Origin of the sequence: Streptomyces sp. NPDC056948, from assembly GCF_042674225.1 — a bacterium.
GTDB classification, from domain to species: Bacteria; Actinomycetota; Actinomycetes; order Streptomycetales; family Streptomycetaceae; genus Streptomyces; species Streptomyces purpurascens.
The window spans coordinates 1-19,831 of the sequence record NZ_JBHUQX010000155.1 but is presented as its reverse complement, the minus strand read 5'-3'; the positions used below and the strand labels follow the sequence as shown (position 1 = coordinate 19,831).

Below are 19,831 nucleotides of genomic sequence, written 5' to 3'. Positions count from 1 at the left end.
CGGGAGGACCGCGCCCGGACGTCTTCTTCGCCGGGGCCTTCTTTGTGGTCTTCCCACGTCACCCGGCGACTCGCTGCCTGTTTCTGAACCGTGATGATCGGATTTCCCGGCTCCCTCACCTGCACTGCCGTACACCCCGCCATGAGCTAAACACTCGGTGTATACATATCGCGTATACACAGTGTGTAGAGTACGGGTCATGTCCATCGGTCACACTCTTTTAGGGCTCCTTGAGTCCGGCCCGCGGCACGGTTACGACCTGAAGCGGGCCTTCGACGAGATGTTCGGTCACGACCGGCCGCTGCACTACGGCCAGGTCTACTCGACGATGTCCCGGCTGCTGAAGAACGGCCTCGTCGAGGTCGACGGGATCGAGGCCGGCGGCGGCCCGGAGCGCAAGCGCTACGCGATCACCGACGCCGGCGTCACCGACGTCGAGCGGTGGCTCGCGACACCGCAGAAGCCGGAGGAGTACCTCCAGTCGACCCTCTACACCAAAGTCGTCCTCGCGCTGCTCACCCACCGGGACGCCGCCGACATCCTGGACACCCAACGCTCCGAGCACCTGCGCAGCATGCGCATCCTGACCGACCGCAAGCGCAACGGCGATCTGGCGGACCAGCTGATCTGCGACCACGCCCTCTTCCACCTCGAAGCCGACCTGCGCTGGCTGGAGCTGACCGCCGCCCGACTCGACAAACTCCGTGAGGCCGTAGCCCGATGACCCACTCTCCCTCTGGTTCCCTGCTCACCGGGCAGGACCTGCGCAAGACCTACGGGCACACTCACGCCCTCGACGGCGCCGAGTTCTCCATCCACCCCGGCGAGGTCGTCGCCGTCATGGGCCCTTCCGGCTCCGGCAAGTCGACGCTGCTGCACTGCCTCGCGGGCATCCTGCCGCCCGACTCCGGGTCGATCACCTACAACGGGCGCGAGGTGACGACGATGAGCGACGCCCAGCGCAGCGCGTTGCGCCGCTCCGAGTTCGGCTTCGTGTTCCAGTTCGGGCAGCTCGTGCCGGAACTGACCTGCGTGGAGAACGTCGCCCTGCCGCTCAGGTTGAACGGCACCTCCCGCAAGGAAGCCGAGCGGGCGGCGCTCGGCTGGATGGAGCGCCTGGAGGTCGACGACCTGGAGGGCAAGCGGCCCGGCGAGGTCTCCGGCGGCCAGGGCCAGCGCGTCGCCGTGGCCCGCGCGCTGGTCACCGGCCCCCGGGTGCTGTTCGCCGACGAACCGACCGGCGCGCTCGACTCCCACAACGGTGAGCGCGTGATGGAACTGCTCACCGACGCGGCCCGATCCACCAACGCCGCCGTCGTCCTCGTCACCCACGAGACGCGGGTGGCCGCCTACTCCGACCGCGAGATCGTCGTACGCGACGGCAAGTCCCGGGACATGGAGCGCGCCATATGAATCCGCGCCAGTGGTCCACAGACCTGGCCATGGGAGCCCGGTTCGCCGTCACCGGCGGCCGCGAGGGCTGGGTCCGAACGACGCTGACAGCGGTCGGCGTCGGCCTCGGCGTCGCCCTGCTCCTGTTGTGCACCGCGATGCCCAACGTGTTCGCCTCCCGCAGCAAGGTGGAGGACGCCCGCTACGCCAACACGTACGCCCTGACGGTCCCGCCCAAGGCCGACAACACGCTCCTGATCGCCGACGCCGACAGCACCTGGCACGACGACGACATCAGGGGCCGGTTCGTCGAACCCGAGGGCAGGCGGGCGCCGCTGCCCCCGGGAGTCGACCGCTTCCCGGGCAAGGGCGAGATGGTGGCTTCCCCCGCGCTCAAGGACCTGCTGGACTCGGGCGACGCGAAACTGCTGCGGGAGCGCCTGCCGTACAAGATCACCGGCACGATCGGTGAGAACGGGCTGATCGGCTCGCACGAACTGGCTTACTACGCGGGCGCCTCAGGGTTGAAGCTCACGGACTCCTCGCCGGCGACGCGGCTGGCCAAGTTCGGCAAACCGGACGCGAAGCCCGGGAAGACCGACCCGGTGCTGCTGCTCATGGTCCTGGTCGTGTTCGTGGTGCTGCTGACGCCGGTCGCCGTGTTCATCGCCGCCGCCGTCCGCTTCGGCGGCGACCGCCGCGACCGCCGCCTCGCCGCGCTGCGCCTGGTCGGCTCCGACCGGTCGATGACCCGGCGGATCGCGGCGGGCGAGGCCTTGGCCGGAGCCCTCCTCGGCCTGGTCGTGGGCACCGGCTTCTTCTTGCTCGGCCGCCAGAAGCTGGGCAGCGGCGAGTTGCTGGGCGTGAGCGTCTGGCCCAGCTACCTCAACCCCACTCCCGCGCTTGCCGCGTTGGTCGCGGTGGCGGTGCCGGTCGCCGCGGTGCTGGTCACGCTGCTCGCGATGCGCGGCGTGGTCGTCGAACCCCTCGGTGTCGTGCGCGCGGCCAAGCAGAGCCGCCGCCGGCTGTGGTGGCGGCTGCTGCCGACACTGGCCGGCCTCGGGATGCTCTACCCGATGATCGGCCAAGGCCGCAAGGACGGAGACTTCAACCAGTACCTCGTCATCGGCGGAGTCCTGATGCTGCTGATCGGCATCACCGCCCTGCTGCCCTGGGTCGTGGAGTCGGTCGTCGTCCGGCTCGGCAAGGGCCCACTGTCCTGGCAGCTCGCCGTGCGACGACTGCAGCTGAGCAGCGGCACCGCCGCCCGCATGGTCAACGGCATCGCCGTTGCGGTGGCCGGGGCCATCGCGCTGCAGATGCTCTTCACGGGAACGCAGAGCCAGTACACCGAGAACACCGGCCAGGACCCCGACCGGGTCCAGATGCAGGTCGCCTTCAGCGACCCCAAGCCGTTGTCCGGCATCGAGCGCGAATTCACCGGCACCAAGGGTGTCCGGGCCGCGGTGGCCCTGGCCAGTTCCGAGTACGGGGACTCACGTCGCGACCCGGAGAACAGCAACGGCCTGACCGTGGGCAACTGCGCCGCCCTGCGCGAACTCGCCACATTGCCCTCCTGCAAGGACGGTGACGTGTTCATCACGCGGACGCGGAGCGGCTACGAGGATCCCAGCAACGCATCCGAAATCGCCCTGGTGAAGCCCGGTCGGCAGCTCTACATCGACCCGTCCTACGACGGCGACGAACGCGGCATCGAGGTGCCCTGGACCGTTCCGGCGAACGTTCGGGAGGTCAACGCGCGCAAGGACTCACTGCAGGACTACACGAGTCTGCTGGTCACCCCCGCCGCCCTGCCCAAGGAGGCCGCGCCCGCGTTGTTCTCGGAGGGTGTCTACCTTCGTCTGGATTCCTCGGTGCCGGACTCACGGGAGTACATACGCAACGTCTCCGCCCGTATCGACCCCCTGGCACAGACCTTCGGCTGGTCGGCGACTCAGGAGGACGCCAAGTACACCTCCATCCGCACCGGCCTGTTCGTCGGCTCCGCCTTCGTGCTGGCACTGATCGGAGCGAGTCTGCTGGTCTCCCAGCTGGAACAGCTGCGCGAGCGCAGGAAACTGCTCTCCGCGCTGGTCGCCTTCGGCACCCGGCGCCGCACGCTGAGCCTGTCGGTGCTGTGGCAGACGGCCCTGCCGGTCGGACTCGGCCTCCTACTGGCCACAACGGTGGGTATCACCCTCGGCTCGGTGCTGCTGAAGATGACCCGTACACCGGTGGCCATGGACTGGGCGAGTGTGCTCACCATGACCGGCGTCGGCGCGACCGTGGTCGGCGTGGTCACCCTGCTCAGCCTGCCGCCGCTGCTGCGGATGATGCGCCCAGCGGGCCTGCGTACGGAATAGCCCCTCACACACCCCCCGAAGTGGACTCCTCCTGCCAGGAGGAGTCCACCTCGCACGCAGGCAAGCCCGGTCAGCGGTCAGCACACTCACGGTCAGGGCGCCCTCGGCGCACAGCGGCATCCGCAGTTGGGTGAGGCGGCTGGAGGACGCGTTCGTAGGGATGCGGGACGAGATTCTGGCTCAGCCGAAACGGGAACCGCCGTGGGTGGACCCGGACCGCTGGGAGCGCGCTTGGGACGGGCGCCAGCCGAGCCGCAGCGTGTTCGGCCTGGTCGACTGTCAGGTTCCAGGAGAGCTTGATGGGCACCCAGGAGGTCAGGTACTTGCAGACGGCGGAGTCGACCGGGAGCCAGTCGGTGACGTCCTGGTCGGACTTCTGGCGGTTGGAGCGCTGGCTGACGGCCTCCAGGTGGCGTTCGCCGTCGAGGTAGTTGGCGTAGGTGACCCGCTTGGCCTTCGTCCAGGCCTTGGCCCCGCTGTCCCAGGCCTCGGCCAGCGGCACGACGTGGTCGATGTCGGTGGCGGCGACGTACTCCCGGACCCGGTCGTAGCCGGTGCGGTCTGCGACGTCGATGCCCAGCTAGGAGATGGCCTCGCGCAGCGGCAGAGTGACGTCGGCGGGTGCGGCCTGTGCGGGGGTGCCGGCCGCCAGTGCGGATGCGGCCAGTCGCCGTCGGTCGCTGGGTGGTCCGACTCGGCCTGCTCCCTCTGACCCGGATGGAACACACGGCCCAGGACATCACCGCCGGCGATCTCACCCTGCGCCTGCCCGACACCGACCCGCACACCGAGACCGGACGCCTCGGCACCGTACTGAACGACATGCTTGACCGCCTCCAACAGGCCCTGCGGCAGCGGGAGTTGGCAGAAGCCCGGCTGCGCCGCTTCGTCGCCGACGCCGGCCACGAACTTGGTACGCCCCTCACTTCCATCCAGGGCTTCGCCGAACTCGCCCTACGCCACCCGGACCGGCCCGCCGCCCAGTGCCGGGAGGGTGACGAACAGGTCGCCAAGGACGCCGAGCGCATGAACCTCCTCGTCGACGACCTGCTGCTGCTCGCCAAGCTCGACCAGGAACCCGCCTACCGCAGAGTCCGCGTCGATCTGCTCTCGCTCGCGGCCGACGCGGTGAGCGCGGCGGCGGTGCGCGCAGGCAGCGAACACCGCGTCACACTCAGCCCCCTTGACGCCCCGGCCGAGGACACCGAGCTCGAGGTCGTGGAGACCGTCGGCGACCCCGACCGCCCGCTCCAGGTGGTCAACAACCTGCTGTCCAACGCCCTCGTCCACACACCGCTCGACGTGCGCGTGGGCACCGCCCACGCAGGGGCGGCGGCAGGCGGCATCGACCGTCCCGGCCGCACCAGTGCCGCCTCACCCCTGGCCGAGGACAAGGCGATCTGTCTCATCGAGGTCGCCGACCTGGGGCCGGGCCTGCCGCCCGAAGAGGCCGACCGGGTCTTCGAGCGCTTCTACCGCGTCGACCCCTCCCGCTCCCGCGACCAAGGCGGCAGCGGCCTCGGCCTCGCCATCGCGTCAGCGATCGCCCAGGGGCACGGCGGCCGCCTCGAACTCGACACCGGAGCTGGTTCCGGGTGCGTCTTCCGTCTGGTGCTCCCTCTGGTGAGCACCGGACACCTGCGCGGATCGAAGTAGGACGTCCCCCCCGACGCCACGGGATGTCGTCACTCGCCGCCCGGCCACGCCACGCCACGTCGGCAAGAACTACTGAACCTGATCGGGCGATGTCGGGGCGTACTCCTGACGCCACTGCGGTACACACCTGGCTTGAATCATCACGTATACGCCGGAAGACGCCGCCGAGGTTATGGCGGCCCTCATCGCCCAACCCGCCGTGACACGGGTCAACTTCACCGGCTCGGCATCGGCCGGCCGGACCGTCGCCGAGCTTGCCGGCCGCCACACTCGCGTCGTCCTCGAACTCGACGGCAAGGCTTCTTTGCTCGTCCTGGCCGACGCCGATCTCGACGCCTCGGTCGAGACAGCCTGTGTCGCCGCCTTGCTGCCCCAGGGCCGGATCGGCACGTCGAGTGAGCGGATCATCGTTGACCGGAGCATCGCAGCAGAGTTCTCCGTCCGGCCGGCCGAGCGGGCCGCGATACTGGTGGCCGGCGACCCGCGAGACCCGGAGGCCCAGATTGGGCCGCTCATCGATGCGGTCGCTGCCGATCACTTGACACCGAACACGAAGAGTGGGAGCCGACGGACGGGGCCGGTTCGGCCGCGCGTCTCGAGGGAGTCCGGCGCCGTGGAAATTCCGTTGCCGCAACAGCAGCATCTTCGATCGAATGCCTCCATGACTCATGACGGCCCGGCGGACCATGTGGAGCAGAACCGGCGCTTTTGGGATGACGAGGCGGCTGCGTGGCACGGGCCGCTCGCCCGTGATCACTGGGCGCAGGTGGAACCGTCCTGGGGATTGTGGGCCACCCCTGAGTCGCAGGTCTCCGTGCTTCCCGACGGCATCGACGGGATGCGCACCATTGAGTTGGGCTGCGGTACTGCCTACGTTTCCGCTTGGCTGGCCAGAGCAGGAGCCCACCCGGTCGGGATCGACCTCTCGGAGAAGCAGCTCGCCACTGCTCGCGCGATGCAGGCGGAGTTCGGCATCGACTTCCCTCTTGTCCTGGGCAATGCCGAGAAGGTGCCCTACGAGGACAACACGTTCGGCCTGGCGATCAGCGAATACGGCGCCTCGCTGTGGTGCGACCCCTACCAGTGGATCCCGGAGGCAGCCCGGCTTCTTGTGCCTGGAGGCCGGCTGGTGTTCTCGCGCTACTCACCGCTGTTCGCGCTGTGTGTTCCGTCCGAGGGACCGGCATCCACCACTCTGTCCCGCAGCCAATTCGGCCTGACGCGGCTGGACTGGGGAAATCATGTGGAGTTCGTCCTGCCGCACGGTGAGATGCTCCGTCTGCTGCGGGCCTGCGACTTCGTCGTTGAAGACCTGATTGAAATTCAGGCACCCCAGCATGCGCGGAACTACGAAGAAGTTTTGGCCGACTGGGCCCAGCAATGGCCCAGCGAGGAGATCTGGAAAGCTCGACTGGCAGGCTGACAGCTCCGCAGGCACGGTGTATCGCCTTACTCATCCCTGGGAGCACCTCGATGCTCCCACAGACATATTCCTACGGCCAAGCAAGGCGTTCTCGGCCCTGAGCGACAAGTGGTGCCGGATTCCGTGGACGAAACCAGCAGTGGGCCGAGCCGCTGGATCACCCGGCACACGGTGGCCGGCGAGACCCCGAAGAGCGGCGCAAGCTGCCGCGTGGTGAGGTTCGTGCGGTAGTAGACAGCCACCAGCAGCACCCGCTCGGCTTCAACACCCCACCCATACACCGGAGATGCGAGAGGCCCTGTTCACGGCTGCTCCACATCGCATCAGTGATCACCAATCGGACGGACGCATCCGATCAACTGACCAGCCCATCGAGGAGACACACGCTAGAGACCGCCCCCGGCTCCGGGACGATTCCGGGGGCGGACGGTCATCCGCAGGGTGTGCGGCCGCACGGTGAGCCGCGCGACCTGGCGGATGACCTGGCCCTCGGAGAGTTCCAGCCGTACCGAACGCAGCATCGTCGCGAGCGCCGTGACCATCTCGGTGAGGGCGAGACGGTCCCCCATGCACTTGTGCTTGCCGTCCCCGAAGGGCAGGAACGCGCCCGGCGGAGGCTCCTGCGCGGGATCGGTCCACCGGTCCGGGGCGAAGGTGTCCGGCTCGGGGAAGCGCTCGGGGTCGCGGTGCAAGGCGTGCTGGCAGTAGGCCAGTTCGGTGCCGACGGGCAGCGTCCACTCGCCGAGCCGGGTCTCCTCGGTGGTGCGGCGCGTGACCAGCCAGCCGGGGTGGTGCAGCCGCAGGGTCTCGGTGATCACCCGGTTCAGGTACGGCAGCCGGGTCACGTCGTCGAAGGCGACCGGCCGGTCTCCGAGGACCTCGTCCAGCTCGGCCAGGACCCGGGCCTCGATGCCGGGGTTGCGGGCGAGCTCGTACAGGGCCCAGGACAGCACCGACGCAGTGGTCTCGGTGCCCGCCACGGCCAGGGTGAGGATCTCGGAGCAGATCTGATGCCCGGTCAGCGGCTCGCCGGTCTCCTCGTCGATGGCGCGCAGCAACATGGAGAGCATGTCCCCGGTGTCGTGCCCGGAGGCCTGCAGCTCGTCGACGGCGGTGTTGATGGTGGCACGTACGCCGGCCCGGGCCCGGTCGAAGCGGCGGTTGAAGGGCAGCGGCAGGCGCTCGGCCCAGTCGGGCAGCATGATGCGCACACCGACGTCGTTCAACACCACCGACAGGTCGCTGCGCAGCCGACGGAAGACGGCGTCGTCGAGGCTGCCGGCGAACACCGTCTTGGCCAGCATGTCGAGACTGAGCCCGACCATAGCCTCGCGTACGTCAAGGGCCTGCCCGGGCTCCCAGCCGTCGACCGTGGCCGTCACCTCGGCGCGCATGATGTCGACGTACCGGCTGATCTCGGTGTGGGCGAACGCTGGTTGCACCTGGCGGCGTTTGCGTACGTGGGTCCGGCCGGTGGCGGTGACGACACTGTCGCCCAGCAGCTGGCCCAGCTTGTCGTAGAGCCGCCCCTTGTCGAGGGTGGGCCCCAGGGCCTTGAGCATCTGGTGGATCAGGGCCGGGTCCTGGACCACGACGGTGCGCGTCCCGGGTTGCAGGACGATCTCGACGAGTGGTTCACGTGTCTCGCGCAGCGAGTCGATGAAGCCGAGGTTGTCGCGCATTTTAAAGGCGTGGCCGATGAACGGAAACGATCCTGCGGCTCGAGGTATGGGGGGAGGCGCAGTGGACGTCACGAGTCATCCCTTCACGGCATTCATGGGCGCCCCTATGACTTCCCTGAACTTTCCCAAGTGCAATCCTGTCATGAACGTGTCCTGCGCCACGTGTGACGAGCTGGTGGGGAGGGGAGGAGGGAGCCCCCTATCCATTCAGACAAGGACCTGGGACCTGGAGCCCGCGGTGGATTGAAGGGTCGCGGTACCGGTCCGAGGTCGATGGTGAGGACGGCCCCACCATCTACTCGTCTTCTGGAACAGGGGGTGAGGTGTCAGCCATCGAGCCAGTCGCCTGCGAGGCTCGTGGGACGGTATCCCGTGGCGTTCCAGAGGAAATGCGGGTGGGCGCAGCCGAACATGTAGGCGAGCAGTGTGGTGTCTTCCCTCCCGGTCTGAGGGTCGTGCAGCGTGTGGAACATTTCAGATCCGACTACGCCGGCATCCTGTTGGACATGACGAGCGCGGGCCGGGGACGGTGCGGCGCGGGATGCCTCCACGGCGGCGAGGTAAGTGCGGCGCAGGATCTCCCATGTGCTGTCGATGTTGCCGTACCAAGGGCCGTGCAGTGCTTCGAAGGCATGGAGCTCGGCGTCGAAGAGGGGCCATGTCTGGGGGTACTGGGCTCGGCAGCGTGCGGATAGCTCGGCGGCCCGGGGGCTCAGTGCTGGTGCAGTGGGCCGCGGGGTGATGGTGAGGGTGGTGCCGTGGGTGAGGATGCCGGTGCATGCGTTGGGCTGCAGGTCGCAAAGTGGGCACGCCTCGGCTGGGGGAAGGCCCTGGGTGATGCCGTCGAACCACAGGGCGTGGCGGCCCGTGAGCCCCATCCAGACGATGGTGGTGGTCATGAGCCAGGTGTTCCACATCGGGCTGTGTGCCTCGGGCATGCACCCGTACTTGACGAGGGCTATGGCGCAGGCAGCGTAGAGCGCCTTGGTGTGGGTGGGCATGTCGGCGAGCCAGAAGTTGCTGATCTCGCCGGTGAGGGCATCGGCTCGTACGTCGACCATGTCGTCGATGACACGGCACAGCAGCAGGGAGGCGAGATGTTCTTCCTGCCAGAGTTCGGTGTCGGGTGAGACGTGCCAGAACAGGCAGTCCAGCATCTGCAGGAGCGAGTAGCTGCTCTGGCTCAGTGGGTTGGTCTGGGGGAGCACAACGCTGCCCGCGTCGTGCTGTTGGAGCCAGTACTCGTCGACGGACCGCTTATGGGCTGCGAAGAGTCCGGAGACCAAAGCTCGTGCGCTGTTGGTGCTGAAATTCTCGGCCAAGCGGCCTTCGGCGAGTTGAGTGAGGCGCGTCGTATCGATGGTGTCGACCACGCGCTTGTATTCGTGGAAGACGAGGATGTCGTCTTCGAAGCGGTGGCGGTGGCCCAGGTCTCGTTCAAGGTCGTTCATCTGCCGGGTCCAAGACCACCCACCGGTCAAGACGCTGTTGAGTTCCCGGCGGTACGGCCAGGTCTTGGTTGTGAGAGGACGACCCGCGCTCTGCCGCCAACTGTAGTCACTCAGCGTGCGTTCGGGGGGAGTGGGCAGCCGACTGCAGAGAGAGCAAGCACAGTCGGATATCTGCTGATCCTCGCTCGGCGGGGTGAGTGCTCGGCTCATCCAGGCCCCTTCAAGCATCCTGCTGGTCAGTCGGCATACCTCAGTATCGGTGCTGACTTGAGGGAAGGCTGCTTCGATCATGCGCAGGTTGGTGTCGAGTTGCCGCAACCTGGCGTTGCCCTCCTCGTCGGGCGGGAGGAACGCGCGCGGCGCCAGTTGCAGGGCTCCCTCCACAGGCAGCGTGGTGCCGGAGTGGGGGGATCCGAGCGCGTCCAGCCGCTGCTGAGCGGCGCTCTGGCAGTCTCGGTTCTCCTCCGTGCACGCATTGATGCCCTTCGCCAAGAGGCGGGCCAGGGCGTCCCCCGCCTCCCCGGGCTGGAGCTGGGCGCTGGGCTGCGCCGGAACGCTGTCGGCGGACACCTTCGGAACAGCACCTACGCCTCGAGATTTCACACCGGTCTCCCTTCAAGCTGTGTTCCATACAGGGGAATCGAACGGCCCGTGGTGTGGCCGGTCGCGTCTGCGAATCTTCCGTACCTTCCGCGACGGCCTCGCCGAACAGCCGGACTCACGCGAACGGCTCCGGCTCCGGCTCCGAACGGCCGCGAGGAGCACGCCTGCTGCGTTGACGGCCGGGTCAGTGGAGCGAGCCGCCGCTGCCCTTCGAGGACGAACTGCCCCGTGCCCGCTCGGCTCTCGCTGTGGGCGAACCGCTCGTCCGCGGCAGACTCATCCTCGAAAGCGCCGGCCTCCTGCGGAACGGCCCGCTCTTGTCGAAGCACTCCTGCTGCGAGACTCGCGGCATGGCCGCCTCAGCAGTGTTGATCAGGAAGCACTCGCTGCCCATCAGGCGTGGCGGGACCACCGGATCCGAGGTGCCGCTGCCGCTAAAGGAATGCCAGAGGATCCGATGCCAGCCGCCCCGTATGGCCGATCAGCGGGAGCTGCAACCGGGTGTCCTTCTTCGGCGAGGCAGAGCACCCGCAGCCTGCTGCCCTCGCGCACAGAGGTGACGATTAGCTCACGCGCCACCTCGGAGACGCGGTGGGCCCGGTCCGGCAGGTAGGCGTCGAACTGGTCATCGAAGAGGAAGGCCGGGGAGAACCGGTTCTTGTAATCGGCCGAAGCGTGTGGGTAGGCGCGGGCGGTGGCATGCGGCAGATCCCATGACTTGCACTCCTCGAACCCTGGCTTGGCTGCGGACCAGGCCCACGTCTTGGATTCAGCGCAGAAGACGCTCTTGGGCGTACTCAAGACGTCTGCTGGCAGAGTTCGAAGGGGCGGTCGAACGTTGACGTCCTGAGGCATGCTCTTCCTTTCGGGAGACGGACCGCAGAGTCCCCCCGGCCTTGCAAACAGGCGGCGGTCAAGACCGCCTGCGCACTCGAACTGGGCTTCGCAGAACGAAAGTTGAATCGAGAACGCTACGAGGCTGCCCAGAGCGTAAATGATCTACACCGTGACCCGGCCGTGATCTGGGTTACTGCAGAAGCCTCATGAGCTGCATATACTCGCGCGCCCTCGCGTGTGTGAGCACGACCTGCGTCCCCGCGTTCTCCTGTCTGGCCCGTCGAACGGATCGCGGTCCAGACCACCAGATCCGCCAGCGCTCCCCTTGCGTGGCCAGCCGGTGTCGTCGAGATGGTTCACCGGGGTCGAGCCCGCGTTCAGGCGCAGATCGCCTCGGCGAGTCCGATTCCCCGGTCGGTATTGGAGTCGCACCGGCCGAATTGCCAGTCGATACGCGGGGCAGGATGGCGACGAACCACTGAGCTCTGTTGGCCAGGTGAGAGCTCCATTCAGAGATGGAACCATGGCTCAAGAATTCAGCATGGCAAGGCGAGGAGGTCACTGAGGTTTCTCAGTGGCACGATTCTTCCCATCGAGATGGTCTGTTTCAGAATGCCTCGCGGTCGGTGCATTTCTCGATCTCGGTGGTCACCCGTGCCCCTCGGAAGAGCACCGGGAGCCACAGGAGACATGCCAGCAGGGGGACCGCGGCGTAGGTGGCCATGCCCGCACTGGAGCCCAGTCCGTCCATGAGCGCGCCGAGGGCGAGATAGCCGATGCCGATGAGCGCCGATTCCACGAATGCGATCATCGACAGCAGGCTCGCCCGGTGGCGCGACGGCACTGCCTCGTTGAACACGTTGTCCACGATCACGGCGGTGATCTCGGGAATTCCGACCAGGACCAGGAACGCGGCGATGGTGACCCAGACAAGGCCGAGGCCGCTCAGGCCGAGCGCCACGGCGAGCATCAGGAGAGACATCGGGACGATGATCCGATACCCGATGCGCCGGTCCGCGCGGTCCGACAGCAATGGAGTGAGCCCGCCGACGAAGAATCCCGCCGCTATGACCACGCTGACCAATGCGGTGCCCGCTCCCTGATCGGAGAGGGTCTTCTGCGTAAAAATGATGTAGGGCGTCAGAGTCGCATGCATCAATCCGGACACCACGCCAAGCGTCACGAGCGCCGGCGTGGCGACCCGAAGCATCGCCCGCCACGCTGTGGTGTCGCCGTGCTCCTCGGCTCCGTCCTGCTCGTCCACCGCGTCCGAGCCGCGGATCTCGGGCACCCCTGACATCAGCACCACCATGGCCAGAACGAGGCACGCCGCCGAGCCGACGTAGACGACTCCCCAGGAAATCTGCTGCAGTTGGCCGCCGAGGACGATGGCGGCTCCCGAGGTGACCGTCCCGAGCATGGTGAACCGGGACTTGATCTTGACGTAGCTGGCCGTTGCACCACGACGCACGAGCAGGTCGTACAGCAGGGCGGTATCCGAACCGGACACACATGCCATGCCCACGCCCTGCCCGATGAACAGCGCCAGGAACGCCCAGTAGTTGGAGAACGCCACCTGACCGAGCAGACATCCAGCTATCAGCATCTGGCCGATCACTATGCTGGCACGCCTGCCGATTCGGTCGGCGATGACTCCCGTCGGCAACTCCGCAAGTCCACTGACCAGGTAGAGCAGTGTCTGCAGTAGGGCCACTTGCCCGACGGAGAAGCCGCGCTGATAAAGGAAGAGGACAAATACGCCGCGCTGGAACAGCGTGTTGGCGAGCACGGCGTATACGTAGAACGGGCGCGTGACACTTCGTGCTGCATCGTCGACTGCAGCCGACCCGCCAAGGGCCTCCGTGGTGCCGGTCATGCTGCGGGCTCCCCTTGGTGACTCCGGTGATCATTAGTGTCGAGCCCCGCCGCCGACCGGAACCTCCAGTCCATACTTCGCGCAGGATATTGGGCCGGCCATCCGGGCACAGTTGCCGGCGCCGCGGCCATTCTCGGTGGAAGTGTCAAATGCTGGGAGCAGTAGCGTGTTGCGTACATCTTGGAGCCAGCGTGGGCGCGAAGTCAGGGAAATCCCAGACCTCGGCCCCTGGTAGGACGGTTCTCACCACAAGATCGTCCGCTGAACCAGAGGCTTCAGGTTGGTCACCTGTACTGCCACGCTCGATGTCCCGCGCCACATTGTGGTGCACCTCGCCCGGCTGCTTGCCGCGCATCGCCGTCGTCTGGGCACCCCGCGGGGCTCGCGCGCACTGGGCACGTTCCGGCAGGCGGTCCTCGTGCTGCGCTGGTTCCGTGAGCGGGGCTGCGTGCACTGTCCGGCCAGGGACGCTGGCATCTCCCAGGCCACCAGCTATCGCTACCTGCACGAGGGCATCGACATCCTCGCCGCCCGGCTGCACGTCCTGCCCACCCTGGCCGACAAGGGATACATCGGCGCCGGCATCGGCATCCGCGTCCCGGTCCGCCGCCCGGAGGGGAAGTCGGAACAAGCCCTAGACACCGACACCCGCGCCACGAACTGCCTGGTCAGAGACCTCCGCGCCCGCGGTGAGCGCACCGCTGCCGAACTCAAAGAACGCCGGCGCACGCTCAAGCGCGTCACCCTCAGCCCCAGCCGTATCAGCGACATAGCCCGCGCCGCCCTTGCCCTCAACCGCCACTGGAAGTGATCTCCACTGAGAAAACCTCACTGACCTGGGAACCGCGGCTACCAGTGTGTACGGGACGGTGAATCGCGTCGTAGAGGCCGTGGGGCGGGACGTCGAACAGTGTCTCCGCGCCACCATCGCCACGTATCACGTAGACATGGACCAGCATGGCCTTCGCCGGACGACTTTCTCAGCCGGGTCTACTCCACACGACGCCATTGTCACCACACTTGGCCACCTGAACCTCTATGCAGCGGGCTCGGCGTCAGCTACGACTCGACGTCGCCGCGAAGGTCGACGAAGCGGTGCGGGCCCGTTGGCAGCCGCAGGTGAGTAAGCGCCGGCAGCAGCAGGCGGCCTCCGCGGGTGGGATGACGGTGGAGACGAGGGCCCGGTTCGGGTGTGAGCCGAAGCACGATAGTTGTCACATAGGCAGGCCTGTTGTCACCTGCGAGGTGTGACGCCGGAAGATAGTTCCCTCAACTCTTGACGGCCTCTGCGATCTGCTGGGCGGCCTGGGCGGGTGTGAGGTGCGTGGTGTCGACGACCTCGGCCTCGGCGTGCAGCCATGTGCGGGCCGCCTCAGCGTAGGGCTCGAGGTATTGGAGACGGAACGGGGAGTTGGGGCCAAGAACGGTGTCGCCCGCGATGCGCCCCCGGAGGGTGTCCTGGTCGGCATGGAGGACGAAATGCCGGACCGGAATGGCGTGCTGGGCAAGACCCGAGCTGATCTCGCGCCAGTACCGCTCGACCAGGACCGTCATGGGCATCACCAGGGTGCCGCCGGTGTAGTCGAGGACGCGTCGGGCGGTCTCGACTACGAGTGGCCGCCACGGCGGCCAGTGCTGGAAGTTGTCCGTCGTGGGCAGCCCTGGCGTGATGTCCATGAGTGTCTCGCCGACTTTCTCGGCGTCGAACACCCGTGAGTCCGGGATCAGCTGCTGCACGAGCGCACTGGTCGTCGTCTTGCCGGCACCGTGAGTGCCGTTGAGCCATACGATCACGAGAATCGAGACTAGCCCGTACGGGCCACGGGTGACCGATGGTCTGCCGAAAGAGCACGTGCGACAAGCCGAATGCCTCGGGGGAGTCTCCGACGACGACGGTGGCGATACGACCCGCCAGGAGGTGCCGAGGAGCGCGCAGCCCGAGGAGGCTCCCGCCCCGCCGGCCCCGGCCGCCGCAGCTCAGCTGCTCGCCCAGCTGAGCGACGAGCGCCGCGCCGACACTTGGCCTACAGCCTCACACCTCTGCACGACGTCGTATGTACCTGGCAGCTGCTTCTCGCCGCGACCCCGGCCCTCGACGCGTACATGGACTCCGGCCGGGATGAGACCGGCTTCGTGGACCTCGACGATTGTCCTCGGTGTCCGCCAGTGACCGATCAGCTCCGATGGTGACCTGCTGAACCAATGGCCACGGTGATGTGCACTGGGCGAACCTCACCGCACCCCTGAAGATTCTGGACTGGGAGGGCTGGGGCGGGGCTCCCGTGGGGTTCGACGTTGCCATGCTCTACGCCTACACCGGTGGTCGTTCGTGCAGCGGCTCGCGGCGGTCGGCCGGTTCGACGAGGCGGAGATCGCGGGCGAGTACGACCGTGACCGTACGGCCGCCGGTGAACGGCACGCCGCCACCGCCCGGGCGTCCCGCCCGACCGAGGAGGCCAAGGCGGAGGCGTGGGCGTCGGTCGTCGACTCCGACAAGCTGCCCAACGCCGTGCAGGAGGCGGTCATCGGCGGGTTCGTCCAGACCGACCAGCGTGAGGTGCTGGCCCCGTACGCGGACCGGTACTTCGAGGTGGTCAAGGACATCTGGGAGTCCCGCTCCCACGAGATGGCCCAGCAGATCGCCGTCGGTCTCTACCCGACCGTCCAGGTCTCCCAGGAGACCCTGGACAAGACGGACGCCTGGCTGACCGCCGCCGCCCCGAACGCGGCCCTCAGCCCGGGGTGCGCCCGCTAGGGGCGTGCGCCCGGCTTGTTCACCACGCCCCAGGCGGCGCGGGCGCTGACCATCGTGGCGGAGTCGTATCCGGAGGGGGTGGACGGCGTCTGTCCCTTGGGCGGCTCGATCGGCGTGGGGTGTTCGGCCTCGCCGAGGTAGGCGTACGTTTCCGGGTCGAAGAGGATCTCCTGCGTGCCCTGGGCGCCCGACGCCGTGCGCTCGGCGTAGTCGACGCTGACGCTGATCGCCGCACGGCCGAGGGGGTCCTTGACGCCCTTCGTCACGCGGGCCTCCGGGATCTTCGCCAGTGCCCGGAACAGCCCCGCCTGGACGTGGGACGGGATGATCACGGAACGGTAGAGGACGTGGATCTCCCGCCAGTCGCGTTCCGCGGGTGTCTCGCCCTCGATGTCTCCGATGGCGTGCTCCTCACGGATGCGCCGCATCATGCGGTCCGGTTCGCCGGGCAGGGTGACGAGGAAGCGCCAGAACTGCCGCTGGGACCGGTCGTCGTAGCCCTCCTTCTTCCACTTCTCCTCCTGGTTGGGCCCGTACCAGACCTCAAGCTCGTTCGGGTCGAAGTCCGAGACTGGGCCCGACGGAGGAATGCCGGGCAGTCTGGCGTGGCCCGTGCCGTCCCAGCGGGTCCACGACTCCGCGCTCTGCGGTTTGCCCTGGACGAAGACCGTGGTCTTTTCGTACACCCACTGCTTCGGCCCGGGTTCGACGACCGGCGTCTTCTCCACGGTCGCCGCGGCCAGTTCGAGGGCAGCGGCGGAGGCCCGCGCCGACAGGAGCTGACGGCCGGCGGGGGCGTCTGCGGGGGTGTCGTCGGGGAGGGTCGCGACGATGCCGCCGGTCACGGAGAGGGCCGCGGTCGCCGCGACGCCCACCAGGACGACCCGGCGACGCGGAAGGAGGACATGCCGCAGCCCGCCCGGGGCTTCCTCCCGGAACACCTCGGTGAGCCGGACCCGAGCGGGGGCCAGGCGATCACTGTCGGGCAGAGGGGCGTCGGCGCGCAGTTCACGGAGCGCGGTCAGCTCGTTCATGCGGGGCCACCTTCGTGTACACGGGGTTCGAGGACCGGACTGTGCGCCTCCGTCACGGCGCGCAGCTTCCTGCGGGCCCGGTTGAGCCGGGACCGTACGGTTCCCACGGGGATGTCGAGGGCCTGGGCTATCTCCTGGTAGGTGAAGTCGGCCCAGGCGAACAGCAGCAGGACGTGCCGGTCACCTGCGGACAGCCTGGCCAGGGCCTCGGCCAAGGGCCGGGACGCGGCCTGTGCGGCGAGGCGGTCGTCCGCGGAGTCGGTCCAGCTCTCGGCGACCGGGTCACTGCCGGTGCGGGCCAGGATCTTCAGAGCCCTGACCTCCTCGCGGCGGTGCCGGCTGATCTGCTTGGCGGCGATCCCGTGCAGCCAGGGCCGCACACCGGCCCGCTCCGCGTCGAACCGCTCGCGTATCCGGAAGGCCGTCAGAAACGTCTCCGCTGTGACGTCATCGGCCGCGTCCTGCCCGAGCCGCCGGGCGACGTACCGGTGGATGGCGGGCGCGTGCCGGTCGAAGAACACGGCGAAGAGCTCGGGTTCCTCGATGGACGCCGCGATCAGAGAGGCGTCGCCGTCCGCGGTATCGCCTGCGAGGGTGCCGTCCCCTGAAGAGGGGCGACACGGTGCATCAGTCATGGACGGTCCGTGGGGTGTCGTGGGTGGGCGGGTCAGCGTTCACCCGTACTTGCCCGGCAGACGGGAAAGGGTTCACGGTCCGCTCGGATGGGCCGCCGTCACCCGTCGGCTCGCCCCGCACCCCCTTCGAAGCCCTCACGAACCATCGCCCTCGATCGACCTGGAGGCTGCCACCGCGCACGTCGTCCTCGCCGCCGTTGACGACTTCCCCCACACCGCCTGCCGGAATCTGCTGCCCGGCAGCTTTGAAGCGACAGGGACCCGGCTGTCACCGGAGCAGAGCGCGGCATCGACTGTGACATGGACCGAGTCGGATTGCCTTCCCTGGGCTGGACTGCCTACAAGGGCTGGGCCACCGAGCAGGGACGCCTTCCCGAACCGGAGAAGCTCCAGGACCCGACCTTCGTCCGTAGGCACGAGCGCATCGCCACACGAGTACGCGCAGCCCTGGACGCCAGGCCTGTCATGACGCCTTAAGGCGGCTGCCGGGGGGCGTGCGCGGGGTCGAGCCGCCAGCGGGCGGCGTCGATGCGGCGGTGCGCTCGAAGCACGTGCGCCGGTACTGCTCGTCGGCCTGCTGCCTTGAGTACATCTCGATCGGGTACGGGATCGCGAGCCGCTCGGACAGGGCGTCGAACAAGGGCCTGTACAGCTCGTCGACCTGGGCAGCGAGCGTGCGCTCGCCGAGTGCCTGGGTGTAAGCACGCTGATACCGGTGCCCCGTCGACGTGTCGACGACGGCCTCGTGCGGGCGTTGTCGAGGGCACCGAGCAGCACCTCGACAGGGATGCCGTAGCGATCCCTCCCGCGGGCCGCGGCGGCGAAGGGCCGCCACCCGGGTTCATGATGATCCATCCGTTGGCGAGCTTGATGGTGCAGGGGTTCTCCTCGAGCACCACCTCACCGCCGAGAACGTCGGTGTAGAAAGCGCGAGATCGAGCTACGTCGGTCACCGTCAGAAAGTGAGTGAGGAGAAGCCCGGAATCCGGGGCAGGAAAACCATCACGATGCATGCAAGACCTCCAGGCACATGGAATGTTTGCTCCCATAGTGGTGGATGGGTGTCCGTGGGCAGGGATGGACACGGCAGGGACAGCCTGTCCGCCGATGAAGCGAGGCGGGTCGATGCAGCACATCGGCGCCTCTCCTCGGCTCTTCCAGCCTGCAGTCCCTCCGAACCCGACGCGGCTACGGCGGTTCTTGAGGGCGGGAACGCAGGGGCGCTGGCTGACCTTGGCCTCGACTGGGCGACGTTGCCGGACTCCTGGTGGACCGACCTCGCCGCGGTGCTGGACAAGGTATCGGTGGCCGGTACCGACCGCGTCGCCGTACGGCAGCAGTACATGGACCGGGCGATCCCTGAGTTCGTCGGCATCCCGGCCCCGGCGGCACCCTGCTGGACCACCGCCCACGGCGACCTGCACTGGGTGAACCGCACCGCGCCTCTGCGGATCCTGTACTGGGAAAGCTGGGGCAGCGCCCCCGCTCTGGGCAGCCCGGCCGGCCTCGCCGCCGAATCGACGGTGTGCGCCGAGCTGCTCCAGACCGTGGCCCGCGGCGAGAACCTCGCCCTCGAAGCCCCGCTCCAGGCTTGGGTTGCGGAGCTGCGCCGCCGCTGCCCGTCTCCCTGAGGCGCCTGACCTGTTTCGGTCACACCGCGGGCCCCGGGGGAGAAGAGGCATCCCTCGGGGCCCGCGGTGTATGGAGTCGTGCTGCCCCCCACCTGCTGGAAGAAGCTCGCTCAAATCATCATTCGGGGACACGGCCCTGTTGAGTCATCGCAGTGACGAGAGTGGAGGAGATGTGGGCCAGGGCCGGGTCTGCAGCGATGAAGAACGTTTCGATACCGGCCAGTTCGTGGTTCATGCGGGCCATCGGCATTTCGTAGCCCAGGTCGGGAACGCCGCGGACTCCGCGGATGACGACGTCGATTCCGACTCGGCGGCAGTAGTCGACCTGCAGGACCCGCTATGCCGCCGGGTTCGGTGCCCGCCCCCTGATCGCCCTGCGCGGCATGGTCTCGGACCGCGTGTTCGACTCTCTGATGAACCGGGGCATCGGCATCGGCAGGCAGCCTCAGGCCTGACTCGGCCCCTGTCGCCGGTGGCACGCTCGCACGTGCCA

At 67.9% G+C, this 19,831-nt stretch carries 17 protein-coding genes and 4 pseudogenes; 10 read left to right on the top strand and 11 right to left on the bottom strand.

Going from position 1 to position 19,831, the window contains the following annotated elements; genetic code table 11:
* Positions 1-199: 199 nt before the first annotated feature.
* Genes ACFTZL_RS21035 through ACFTZL_RS21025 form a run of 3 tightly spaced genes read left to right on the top strand, consistent with a single transcriptional unit; the run spans position 200 to position 3,755 of the window.
* Positions 200-724, top strand: coding sequence for a PadR family transcriptional regulator (locus tag ACFTZL_RS21035; RefSeq protein ID WP_382584805.1), 525 nt, complete (start codon positions 200-202; stop codon positions 722-724).
* Positions 721-1,413 (top strand): ABC transporter ATP-binding protein, encoded by a 693-nt coding sequence (locus tag ACFTZL_RS21030; protein WP_382584802.1) that lies wholly within the window; start codon positions 721-723, stop codon positions 1,411-1,413. The genes ACFTZL_RS21035 and ACFTZL_RS21030 overlap by 4 nt, the downstream gene beginning before the upstream one ends.
* Positions 1,410-3,755 carry an ABC transporter permease gene (locus tag ACFTZL_RS21025; RefSeq protein WP_382584799.1) on the top strand — a complete coding sequence of 782 codons (2,346 nt, stop codon included), beginning with the start codon at positions 1,410-1,412 and terminating at the stop codon, positions 3,753-3,755. Before ACFTZL_RS21030 ends, ACFTZL_RS21025 begins: the two co-directional genes overlap by 4 nt.
* A gap of 70 nt (positions 3,756-3,825) precedes the next feature.
* Here the strand turns inward: ACFTZL_RS21025 and ACFTZL_RS21020 are convergent, their stop codons facing one another.
* Complete coding sequence (locus tag ACFTZL_RS21020; RefSeq protein ID WP_382584811.1) at positions 3,826-4,269, bottom strand: HNH endonuclease family protein; 444 nt, start codon at positions 4,267-4,269, stop codon at positions 3,826-3,828.
* Between the two features lie 203 nt (positions 4,270-4,472).
* Between ACFTZL_RS21020 and ACFTZL_RS21015 the strand changes: the two genes are divergently transcribed.
* Both ACFTZL_RS21015 and ACFTZL_RS21010 read left to right on the top strand, forming a co-directional pair.
* Positions 4,473-5,411 carry an ATP-binding protein gene (locus tag ACFTZL_RS21015; protein WP_382584796.1) on the top strand — a complete coding sequence of 313 codons (939 nt, stop codon included), beginning with the start codon at positions 4,473-4,475 and terminating at the stop codon, positions 5,409-5,411.
* Between the two features lie 136 nt (positions 5,412-5,547).
* Positions 5,548-6,834 carry an aldehyde dehydrogenase family protein gene (locus ACFTZL_RS21010; RefSeq protein ID WP_382584808.1) on the top strand — a complete coding sequence of 429 codons (1,287 nt, stop codon included), beginning with the start codon at positions 5,548-5,550 and terminating at the stop codon, positions 6,832-6,834.
* 134 nt (positions 6,835-6,968) lie between these two features.
* On the opposite strand, the pseudogene ACFTZL_RS21005 reads toward ACFTZL_RS21010, so the two are convergent.
* The 5 genes and pseudogenes from ACFTZL_RS21005 to ACFTZL_RS20985 all read right to left on the bottom strand — a co-directional run.
* Positions 6,969-7,094 (bottom strand): annotated as a pseudogene (locus ACFTZL_RS21005) (transposase family protein); the annotation flags it as partial.
* 126 nt (positions 7,095-7,220) lie between these two features.
* The gene (locus tag ACFTZL_RS21000) at positions 7,221-8,588 is read right to left on the bottom strand and encodes a cytochrome P450 (protein ID WP_382584793.1); all 1,368 of its coding nucleotides are present in this window, start codon (positions 8,586-8,588) and stop codon (positions 7,221-7,223) included.
* Positions 8,589-8,842: 254 nt separating this feature from the next.
* On the bottom strand, positions 8,843-10,537 hold the full coding sequence (locus tag ACFTZL_RS20995; RefSeq protein WP_382584791.1) for a hypothetical protein: 1,695 nt from the start codon (positions 10,535-10,537) through the stop codon (positions 8,843-8,845).
* Positions 10,538-10,963: 426 nt separating this feature from the next.
* Positions 10,964-11,371, bottom strand: coding sequence for a hypothetical protein (locus tag ACFTZL_RS20990; protein ID WP_382584788.1), 408 nt, complete (start codon positions 11,369-11,371; stop codon positions 10,964-10,966).
* 643 nt (positions 11,372-12,014) lie between these two features.
* Positions 12,015-13,283 (bottom strand): MFS transporter, encoded by a 1,269-nt coding sequence (locus tag ACFTZL_RS20985; protein WP_382584786.1) that lies wholly within the window; start codon positions 13,281-13,283, stop codon positions 12,015-12,017.
* A gap of 280 nt (positions 13,284-13,563) precedes the next feature.
* Between ACFTZL_RS20985 and ACFTZL_RS20980 the strand changes: the two genes are divergently transcribed.
* Complete coding sequence (locus ACFTZL_RS20980; protein ID WP_382584783.1) at positions 13,564-14,094, top strand: transposase family protein; 531 nt, start codon at positions 13,564-13,566, stop codon at positions 14,092-14,094.
* 272 nt (positions 14,095-14,366) lie between these two features.
* Positions 14,367-14,474, top strand: a pseudogene (locus ACFTZL_RS20975) (XRE family transcriptional regulator); the annotation flags it as partial.
* Positions 14,475-14,552: 78 nt separating this feature from the next.
* Here the strand turns inward: ACFTZL_RS20975 and ACFTZL_RS20970 are convergent.
* Entirely contained in the window at positions 14,553-15,077 is a 525-nt protein-coding gene (locus tag ACFTZL_RS20970) for an ATP-binding protein (RefSeq protein WP_382584781.1), read from the bottom strand.
* A 442-nt stretch (positions 15,078-15,519) separates the two neighbouring features.
* Between ACFTZL_RS20970 and ACFTZL_RS20965 the strand changes: the two are divergent.
* Positions 15,520-16,017, top strand: a pseudogene (locus tag ACFTZL_RS20965) (ERAP1-like C-terminal domain-containing protein); the annotation flags it as partial.
* A 17-nt stretch (positions 16,018-16,034) separates the two neighbouring features.
* Here the strand turns inward: ACFTZL_RS20965 and ACFTZL_RS20960 are convergent.
* Together ACFTZL_RS20960 and ACFTZL_RS20955 are read right to left on the bottom strand one after the other, a co-directional pair.
* Complete coding sequence (locus ACFTZL_RS20960; protein WP_382584779.1) at positions 16,035-17,072, bottom strand: CU044_5270 family protein; 1,038 nt, start codon at positions 17,070-17,072, stop codon at positions 16,035-16,037.
* Complete coding sequence (locus ACFTZL_RS20955) at positions 17,069-17,707, bottom strand: RNA polymerase sigma factor (protein WP_382584776.1); 639 nt, start codon at positions 17,705-17,707, stop codon at positions 17,069-17,071. Before ACFTZL_RS20955 ends, ACFTZL_RS20960 begins: the two co-directional genes overlap by 4 nt.
* A 300-nt stretch (positions 17,708-18,007) precedes the next feature.
* On the opposite strand from ACFTZL_RS20955, the gene ACFTZL_RS20950 reads away from it, so the two are divergent.
* Positions 18,008-18,184, top strand: coding sequence for a hypothetical protein (locus ACFTZL_RS20950; RefSeq protein WP_382584773.1), 177 nt, complete (start codon positions 18,008-18,010; stop codon positions 18,182-18,184).
* 332 nt (positions 18,185-18,516) lie between these two features.
* On the opposite strand, the pseudogene ACFTZL_RS20945 reads toward ACFTZL_RS20950, so the two are convergent.
* A pseudogene (locus ACFTZL_RS20945) lies at positions 18,517-18,720 on the bottom strand (VOC family protein); the annotation flags it as partial.
* A 240-nt stretch (positions 18,721-18,960) separates the two neighbouring features.
* On the opposite strand from ACFTZL_RS20945, the gene ACFTZL_RS20940 reads away from it, so the two are divergent.
* Positions 18,961-19,338 carry a hypothetical protein gene (locus tag ACFTZL_RS20940; protein ID WP_382584770.1) on the top strand — a complete coding sequence of 126 codons (378 nt, stop codon included), beginning with the start codon at positions 18,961-18,963 and terminating at the stop codon, positions 19,336-19,338.
* A gap of 118 nt (positions 19,339-19,456) precedes the next feature.
* Here the strand turns inward: ACFTZL_RS20940 and ACFTZL_RS20935 are convergent, their stop codons facing one another.
* A complete protein-coding gene (locus ACFTZL_RS20935; protein WP_382584767.1) occupies positions 19,457-19,582 on the bottom strand; it encodes a hypothetical protein in 126 nt (41 codons plus the stop codon).
* Positions 19,583-19,831 lie beyond the last annotated feature (249 nt).

Excerpts from the sequence above, each read along its gene's own strand:
- ACFTZL_RS21035 (WP_382584805.1), top strand. The coding sequence starts at position 200 with ATGTCCATCGGTCACACTCTTTTAGGGCTCCTTGAGTCCGGCCCGCGG.
- ACFTZL_RS21030 (WP_382584802.1), top strand. The coding sequence starts at position 721 with ATGACCCACTCTCCCTCTGGTTCCCTGCTCACCGGGCAGGACCTGCGC.
- ACFTZL_RS21025 (WP_382584799.1), top strand. The coding sequence starts at position 1,410 with ATGAATCCGCGCCAGTGGTCCACAGACCTGGCCATGGGAGCCCGGTTC.
- ACFTZL_RS21015 (WP_382584796.1), top strand. The coding sequence starts at position 4,473 with ATGGAACACACGGCCCAGGACATCACCGCCGGCGATCTCACCCTGCGC.
- ACFTZL_RS20985 (WP_382584786.1), bottom strand. The coding sequence starts at position 13,283 with ATGACCGGCACCACGGAGGCCCTTGGCGGGTCGGCTGCAGTCGACGAT.
- ACFTZL_RS20960 (WP_382584779.1), bottom strand. The coding sequence starts at position 17,072 with ATGAACGAGCTGACCGCGCTCCGTGAACTGCGCGCCGACGCCCCTCTG.
- ACFTZL_RS20955 (WP_382584776.1), bottom strand. The coding sequence starts at position 17,707 with ATGACTGATGCACCGTGTCGCCCCTCTTCAGGGGACGGCACCCTCGCA.
- ACFTZL_RS20950 (WP_382584773.1), top strand. The coding sequence starts at position 18,008 with ATGGACCGAGTCGGATTGCCTTCCCTGGGCTGGACTGCCTACAAGGGC.
- ACFTZL_RS20935 (WP_382584767.1), bottom strand. The coding sequence starts at position 19,582 with ATGGCCCGCATGAACCACGAACTGGCCGGTATCGAAACGTTCTTCATC.